Source organism: Hydrogenophaga sp., assembly GCF_041633695.1.
In the GTDB taxonomy this organism is placed as follows: domain Bacteria; phylum Pseudomonadota; class Gammaproteobacteria; order Burkholderiales; family Burkholderiaceae_C; genus Hydrogenophaga.
This window is the reverse complement of record NZ_JBFJMY010000232.1, coordinates 1-6,626: the sequence shown is the minus strand read 5'-3', so window position 1 is coordinate 6,626 and position 6,626 is coordinate 1. Positions and strand designations below refer to the sequence as shown.

The following is a 6,626-nucleotide window of genomic DNA, read 5'->3' as shown; positions in this document are numbered from 1 at the left end:
AGCCGGAGCCGGAGCCGGTGCTGGAGCCGGTGCTGGAGCCGGTGCTGGAGCCGGTGCTGGAGCCGGAGCCGGAGCTGGTGCCGGAGCTGGTGCTGGTGCTAGGCCTGGGGCCGATGCCGGAGTCCCGGCACTTGCGGCGGTCTCGCTGCCGCCGCCGCAACTGGCTACTGCAAGGCAGGTCATGGCCTGGGCGATCCACGCCAAAGAACGGTGGGTTGAGGGCTTCATGGCTGGCATTCCTGTCTCTGGCATCCACAGACGCCACTACCCCAGGCGGATCGGGCTGAGCCACCTGGGCAACCCAAACAGTATGAGCGCATGCACGGCCAGGGTCCACCTTGGTCCTGGCTCTGGTGTCTCAAAATGTTTCGAACCAGAGAGCCGCGCGTGGCGAAGACGCGGTGGGCGCCCTCACATCGCGGCTTCGAGCATCTCCCGGTATTGCTCGGGCGTGGCGATGCGCGGATTGGTCTTGTGGCAATGGTCTGCCATGGCCCCGGCGATGATTTTGTCGAACCAGTCGCGCTCCACGCCCATGGCGGCCAGGCCTGTGGGCAAACCCAGCCGGGCGTTCATGGCGGTGATGGCTTCGGGCACTTCGCTGCCGTTTTTCAGACCCATGGCGTGCGCCATGCGCTCCAGCCGGCGGTCCCTTTTCATGGACTCGGCTTCGGCGTTGAACCGGATCACGGCGGGCAGGAACATGGCGTTCAGCGTGCCGTGGTGCAGGCGCGGGTTCACGCCGCCCAGGCTGTGGCTGAGCGAATGCACACAACCCAGTCCTTTCTGAAACGCCATGGCGCCTTGCATGCTGGCGCTCATCATGTTCAGGCGCGCTTCGCGGTCCTGACCGTCCTGGGTGGCGCGTTCAATATGCGCCCAGCCGCGCGCCAGACCATCCAGCGCAATGCCGTCGGCGGGCGGGTTGAACGGCGGCGCCATGAACGTTTCCATGCAGTGGGCGATGGCGTCCATGCCGGTGGCGGCGGTCAGCATGGGCGGCAGGCCGAGCGTGAGATCCGGATCAAGAATGGCGGTTTTGGGGACCAGGTGCCAGCTGTGAAAGCCGAGCTTGCGGCCGTCGTCCACGATCACGATGGCGCCACGCGCCACCTCGCTGCCCGTGCCCGCCGTGGTGGGCACGGCGATCAGCGGCGGCACGCGGTCGGTGATCTTGGGCGAACCGCCTTCGATGGTGGCGTAGGTCTTGAGCGGGCCTTCGTGCGTGGCCGCAATCGCCACGCCCTTGGCGCAATCGATGGCGCTGCCGCCGCCGAGCGCGATCAGGCCATCGCAACCGGCCTGCTGGTACACCGCCGCTGCCGCCCGCACCGCGGCTTCGGTAGGGTTGGACGGGGTGCCGTCGAACACCGCCGGCTGCCAGCCGGGCAGGGCGGCCAGGGTTTTTTCCAGCAAACCGGCGGCCTTCACCCCGGCGTCGGTCACCACCAGTGGGCGGCTGATACCGACCCGTTTGCATTCGGCCTGCAATTGCGCCAGTGCGCCAAATTCGATCAGGATGTTGGTGACATAGAGGATTTGGGCCATGGTTGTCTCGGTGACTCTTGGTGTATGGGGGATGAAGCAGAATCGAAAACTATACGTCGCCGCTCGGGATGCGTCCAAGCGCGTCCTTTGACCTCGGGTCACCCACACGACAGTTTTGGCCACCGCATGCACATGAACAAGCACCGCAATCCCCTATCTCGGCTCACGCCCGCCATGCGTGGCGTACTCGACCGCATTGCCCGCGCAGGCCATGTGCCCCTGTACGCCTTGTCGCCCGCACAGGCCCGCCTGGCGTACGAGGCCGGCGCCGGGGTGCTCGAAATTCCACCGCACAAACTGGCGCGGGTGGAAGACCTGGGTTTCACCGCGCGCGACGGCCATGCCTTGAACGCGCGGCTGTATGCACCGGCTGCCGACACCGCATTGCCGGTGCTGCTGTATTTCCACGGTGGTGGTTTTACCGTGGGCAGCGTGGCCACACACGAACAGCTGTGTCGCCACCTGGCCCACCTGGCGCATTGCGCGGTGGTCTCGGTGAACTACCGCCTGGCACCCGAAGCCCAATTCCCCACCGCCGTGCACGATGCCTGGGACAGCCTGGCCTGGTTGCGCGAGCAGGCCAGTGCACTGCGGCTCGACGGCGCCCGCATCGCCGTGGGGGGCGACAGCGCAGGTGGCACCCTGGCCTGCGTCACCGCCATCTCGGCGCGCGACGCGGGCTGGCCCTTGGCCTTGCAATTGTTGTTCTACCCCGGCACCACCGGCCACCCGAGCACGCCCTCGCACCAAACCTTTGCCAAGGGGTTTTTGTTGGAAGAGGCACACGTGCAGTACTTTCTGGGCAACTACCGCACCAGCGAGGCCGACCGCGACGATTGGCGTTACGCCCCGCTGGACGGCGTGGACGAAAGCGGCCAGCCGCGCGACCTCGACGGCGTGGCCCCGGCCTGGGTGGGTCTGGCCGAGTGCGATCCGCTGGTGGACGAAGGTGTTTTGTACGCCGACCGGCTGCGCCTGGCCGGTGTGCCGGTGGATCTGGAAATCTATGGTGGCGTGGTGCACGGCTTCATCAACTTTGGCCGCGCCATTCCGCAGGCGCTCACCGCGCACAACGACGCCGCACGCGCTTTGCGACAGGCTTTTTCACTGGCTGCAGGAGGCCCAACATGACCGTCAAACGATCCGATTTCCGCTGCTTTCTGCGTTTGAACGTGCGCTGGGCCGAGGTCGATATGCAGAAGATCGTCTTCAATGCCCACTACCTGATGTACTTCGACACCGCCATGTCCGAGTACTGGCGTGCGCTGGCGCTGCCTTACCAGACCAGCCTGGACGCCTTGGGCGGTGATTTGTACGTGGCCAAGGCCACGGTGGAATTCCACGGCTCGGCCCGGGTGGACGACCAGATCGACGTGGCCATGAAATGCGAGCGCGTGGGCACCTCGTCCCTGCGCTTTGTGGGCGCCATATTCCGGGGCGAAGAGCATCTGATCTCCGGCGAACTGATTTATGTGTTCGCCGACCCGGCCACGCAGAAGTCCAAACCGGTGCCCGACGCGCTGCGCGCCATTTTGCTGGCCTATGAAGCGGGCGAGACCATGGTGGATGTCCGCCTGGGCGATTGGAGCGGGCTGGGGGCGCACGCACAGCAGCTGCGCACCGAGGTCTTCGTGAACGAACAGCACATTCCCAAGGAGCTGGAATGGGACGAGGCCGACCAGCAGGCGTTGCACGCCGTGGCCTACAACCGCCTGGGGGCACCGGTGGCCACGGCGCGGCTACTGGCCGGTGGTCGTGCGGGTACGGTGCAGCTGGGGCGCATGGCGGTTCACCGGTTTTTGCGGGGCAGCGGCGTGGGGCGCGGCGTGCTGTTGGCCTTGGTGGCGGCGGCACGCGCGCGCGGCGAGACGCAGGTGCTGCTGCACGCCCAGCGCAGTGCCGAAGGCTTTTATGCACGGCTGGGCTTCGCCCGCGTGGGTGAGCCCTTTGAAGAGGCGGGCATTCCCCACGTGGAAATGTCGCTGCCTTTGTGAAGCGGGGCATGCCGTTCAAACACGCGCCCATGCGGTGCTGGCCGGACCTGTCCGCCCCACAGCGTTGGTGCGCCAGAGGCCCTGTGGCTGAGCGGCGACAATAGCCGTTTGTCGCGCCGGTGATCCGGCGCCGCTTGCGTGCCGGGCTCCGGCGGGCGGGCCCATCTCTTCCTCTTACTTCAGCACTGTTCATGGCCAAGAAAAAGCGCAGCACGCCGCCCGGTAGCAACGGATCCGCTGCTTCTCAGACCTCTTCGGGTGCCCAAGGCGCCGCCAACCCCAGGCGCGCGGCTGACAGTGCGCCCTCTGGCTCGCCGTCGGTTTTGCAGTTGCCGACCGAGGTGCTGCGCGGCGACTGGACCGTGGCCATCCTGGCGCTGATGATGTTTCTGGCGCCCGCCCTGGGCGTGCCCAACGAGTTGATGCTGCAAGACACGCTCAAGTCCATCGTGGTGTCGTTCGCCGCGCTGGCGGCGGGCTTGTTTTTCTTCTGGAACCAGCGCAACCGCGCGCAGGCTTTGCGCTGGCACGTGCTGGTCTGGCTGCCCCTGCTGCTCTCGGTGTACGCGCTGGGCAGCATGGCCTGGTCACACACCTATCTGGCCGGAGTGGAGGCGATCCGCTGGTTCATTTTCACCCTGCTGGTCTGGCTGGGCCTGAACACGCTGGACCGCGAGCGCCTGCCCATGGTGGCCTGGGGCATACACGCCGGGGCGTTTGTGGCCGCTTTGTGGACGGCGCTGCAGTTCTGGGCCGATTTCAACTTCTTTCCGCAGGGGCCCAATCCGGCGTCCACCTTCGTCAACCGCAACTTCTTCGCCGAGTTCGTGGTCTGCACGCTGCCGTTTTCCATCTGGCTGCTGGTGCGGGCGCGCAATTCCGCCACCATCACCTTGCTGGCGCTCACCACCGGCTTCAACCTGGTGGCCATGTTCATGACCGGTACCCGCTCGGCCTTGCTGGCCTTGCTGTCGCTGGCCGTGGTGATGCCGGTGGTGCTGTGGCGCTACCGCGCGAACTTTGCCATGCAGCGCTGGGACGCGGGCAAGCGCATCCTGGCCGTGGGCGTGTTGCTGGCCACGGTGCTGGGGCTGGGCCTGATTGCCACCGGCAACCCCAAGCTGATCGAAGAAAACCGCCTGGAAGGGCGGGGCCTGAACGCCTTGGAGCGCAGTTTCGCGCGCGCCAAATCGATGACGCAGACCGAGGAATACACCGAGCGTTCGTTCTCGGTGCGCTGGGTCATGTGGAAGGCGACCAGCCGCATCATCGCCCAACGACCGCTGAGCGGTGTGGGTGCGGGCGCCTGGGAAGTGGATATTCCGCTGTACCAGGATGCCGGTTCGCAGCTGGAAACCGACTACTACGTGCACAACGAATTTTTGCAGCTGCTGGCCGAATACGGTCTGGTGGGTTGGATCTTTTTGCTGGGCCTGCTGGCCTACCTGGTTCGGGCGGCCTGGCGCACCTGGCGGCTGCAGGGCAGCGATGCCGACAACGAGGGCGCTTTGCGGGCCGTCACGCTGGCCGCGCTGATGGCCTTTTTGATCGTGAGCAACGCCGGGTTCCCCTGGCGCATGGCCAGCACCGGCGCGATGTTTGCGCTGGCCCTGGCGATCTTGGCGGCGTCCGATGCGCGGCTGGCGCAACGCAGTTGGAGTGCTGCGTCCCGCCTGCCGTGGCGGCCGGCGTTTTCGCAGGCCGGAGCGGTGGTGGCCATGGTGTGTCTGGCACTGGCCAGCTACATCACCCAGCAAGCGGCGGCCTGCGAAAGCCTGATCGTGCGCGCCACCAAAATCGCTTTGCTGGTCAGCCAGTCGGGCGACTACAACAACCCGAAATGGGACGCGCAGCGCAAGGAAATGTTGCAGCTGATCAAAGCGGGCACCGACATCAACCCCCATTACCGCAAGATCACCCCCATGGTGGCCGACGAAATGGCCAAGTGGGGCGACTGGACCAACGCGGTCTGGGTCTGGGAGTCGGTGCTGGGTTCGCGCCCTTATGTGACCGCCATCATGTCCAACGTGGCGCGGGGTTATGCCCAGATGGGGCAGCCCGACAAGGCCATGGCCATGCTGGAGCGGGCCAAGCAGCTGCAGCCCAACGCGCCGTCGGTGCGCTCGCTGGAGGTGATTCTGCTCAGCCGCAATGGCAACGAACCCAAGGCCTACGCCATGGCGCGCGAAGACATCCTGGCCGATCGCTACGACTACGACATGGTCAACACCGGCTTTGTGCTGGCCATGCGGGCCCAGGACTGGGACTTGGCGATCAAGTCCATCGAGTTGCGCAACAAGGGTTGGCCGGCGCAAAAGGTCGACGGTGACGCGCGCTTGGGCAACGCCTGGCTGGCCAAGGGCGACACCGCCAAGGCGCTGGAATATTTCCGTTCGGCGGTGGCGGCCACGCCGCCTGCGCAGCGCCAGGCCACGCTCAACGGCATACCGCAGAATTTCTGGTCGCAGTTGCCCTGAGCTCTGACCGCTCGGCCGCGCCGGGCGCGCCCCAGTTCTTTACCAGACCAGGGTTTCGCTGCGGCGCTGCCGGGCTTGGAAATCCACCCGGCCCGGCGCTGACTCGCTCAGGCGGCTGTGTTCGTGGGTCCACTCGTCGAGCTGGACCTGCCAGCGCCCAGGCGCGGTGCCGGTGGACGCGCTGGGTCCCACCTGCACCACGGTGCTGCAGCGGGTGCCGTAGCGGTTTTGCGGCACACGCACAAACGCGCTGGACAGCGCCTGTTCCACCACCGGCGCCACCCCGGTGTCGGGCAACAAGGCGTCGGGCGCGGGCCGGGCATCGCCCAGCGCCTGCGTCAGAACCGCCAATGTTTCCAGCTTGTCGGCCTCGGTTGCCAGCGGCGCCACGCGGCTGGCGAGCGCGGATTTGAGCGCCAGGGTCTTGGGCCAGGGGGTGTCGAGCGCGGCATTGGACAAGCCATAGACGCCAGCACCCAGTGGCCGGGTGTGCAGGCGCGGCGTGCTTTCGGCGCGGTGCGGGTGTTCGGGATGCCGGTTCGAGACCCAGGCCCAAAAACCTTGGGTGAAGTCGCCCACCACCAGGTTGAAGCCGCCGTAATCCTGT

Annotated in this window: 6 protein-coding genes; 3 read left to right on the top strand and 3 right to left on the bottom strand. The window is 66.5% G+C overall.

Annotation, left to right across the window (positions count from 1 at the left end):
* Positions 1–199: hypothetical protein (locus ABYB95_RS14365; RefSeq protein ID WP_372659251.1), on the bottom strand; the 199-nt coding region annotated here is incomplete at its 3' end.
* A 212-nt stretch (positions 200–411) separates the two neighbouring features.
* Entirely contained in the window at positions 412–1,548 is a 1,137-nt protein-coding gene (locus tag ABYB95_RS14360) for an iron-containing alcohol dehydrogenase (protein WP_372659250.1), read from the bottom strand.
* 132 nt (positions 1,549–1,680) lie between these two features.
* Here ABYB95_RS14360 and ABYB95_RS14355 point away from each other — a divergent pair, with 132 nt between their 5' ends.
* The 3 genes from ABYB95_RS14355 (at position 1,681) to ABYB95_RS14345 (ending at position 6,019) form a co-directional block, all read left to right on the top strand.
* Entirely contained in the window at positions 1,681–2,679 is a 999-nt protein-coding gene (locus ABYB95_RS14355; RefSeq protein ID WP_372659249.1) for an alpha/beta hydrolase, read from the top strand.
* A complete protein-coding gene (locus tag ABYB95_RS14350) occupies positions 2,676–3,542 on the top strand; it encodes a YbgC/FadM family acyl-CoA thioesterase (protein WP_372659248.1) in 867 nt (288 codons plus the stop codon). The genes ABYB95_RS14355 and ABYB95_RS14350 overlap by 4 nt, the downstream gene beginning before the upstream one ends.
* Before the next feature lie 191 nt (positions 3,543–3,733).
* Entirely contained in the window at positions 3,734–6,019 is a 2,286-nt protein-coding gene (locus ABYB95_RS14345; protein ID WP_372659247.1) for an O-antigen ligase family protein, read from the top strand.
* A 39-nt stretch (positions 6,020–6,058) separates the two neighbouring features.
* Here ABYB95_RS14345 and ABYB95_RS14340 read toward each other — a convergent pair.
* Positions 6,059–6,626, bottom strand: a 568-nt coding sequence (locus ABYB95_RS14340; RefSeq protein ID WP_372659245.1) for an NRDE family protein, incomplete at its 5' end; no start/stop codon positions are given.

Excerpts from the sequence above, each read along its gene's own strand:
- ABYB95_RS14345 (WP_372659247.1), top strand. The coding sequence starts at position 3,734 with ATGGCCAAGAAAAAGCGCAGCACGCCGCCCGGTAGCAACGGATCCGCT.
- ABYB95_RS14355 (WP_372659249.1), top strand. The coding sequence starts at position 1,681 with ATGAACAAGCACCGCAATCCCCTATCTCGGCTCACGCCCGCCATGCGT.
- ABYB95_RS14360 (WP_372659250.1), bottom strand. The coding sequence starts at position 1,548 with ATGGCCCAAATCCTCTATGTCACCAACATCCTGATCGAATTTGGCGCA.
- ABYB95_RS14350 (WP_372659248.1), top strand. The coding sequence starts at position 2,676 with ATGACCGTCAAACGATCCGATTTCCGCTGCTTTCTGCGTTTGAACGTG.